Source organism: Protofrankia sp. Cr1 (genome assembly GCF_963555865.1).
In the GTDB taxonomy this organism is placed as follows: Bacteria; Actinomycetota; Actinomycetes; order Frankiales; family Frankiaceae; genus Protofrankia.
Map to the genome: position 1 here is coordinate 8,410 of NZ_CAUVXO010000175.1, position 648 is coordinate 9,057.

Sequence of the window (648 nt, forward strand, 5' to 3'; positions counted from 1 at the left end):
CCCGCGAGACCCGAAGCGCCGCTACGTCCGCTCCCTGTAGCCAGCCCGGCAGCACTGGCAGGTCACACAGCCACCGCCGACGCGTCCAGGGGCGGACACCGGGATCGAAAGAATCAGACTTACGGCTCGGAAGCAAGCTCGGAAGAGAGTGGCTTCTGAGCGCTTCCGAGCTCGGGCGTGCCGCCAGGCGGCACGCCGCAGACACGAGGATCCGCTGCCGCCTACAACGCCACGGTGCGCCTGGGTGGCTGCTGGTCGGCGGCCAACCGCAGCAGCTCCGTGGGGTCGACCTCGATCCGCGACCCACCGTCGGCACCGTAGCTGATCTCAGCACCCCGTCCTGTCGAACTTCTGGTCAGAACCTCGCGCCCAGGCTGGAGAACAGTCGCGCGGTCTCGCGCCACATCGGGCTGCCCGGCGCCGGCAGGTTGATCGGGCCGGTGGCCCACTCGATCAGATCGTCACCGTGCTCGGTGACCCAGCCCCGGATCCGCTCTTCGAGCTGACCGAGGGCCGCCAGCTCGGCCGGACTCAACATGGCCGGCTACGCCTGCTGGTCCGCAAGAAGTGCATTCCGCAGAGCCGTCTGCACATCCGTGCCGGTCTGGACCAGCGCGGCGAGGCTCTGGTTGGTGAAGGTGGTCTGGA

At 68.8% G+C, this 648-nt stretch carries 1 protein-coding gene; it reads right to left on the reverse strand.

Going from position 1 to position 648, the window contains the following annotated elements; all coding sequences use genetic code 11:
- Positions 1–355: 355 nt before the first annotated feature.
- Positions 356–538, reverse strand: a complete 183-nt coding sequence (locus U9980_RS14855; RefSeq protein ID WP_322755534.1) for a hypothetical protein — start codon at positions 536–538, stop codon at positions 356–358.
- Positions 539–648 lie beyond the last annotated feature (110 nt).

Coding starts and splice junctions, on each gene's coding strand:
- U9980_RS14855 (WP_322755534.1), bottom strand. CDS start 538: ATGTTGAGTCCGGCCGAGCTGGCGGCCCTCGGTCAGCTCGAAGAGCGG.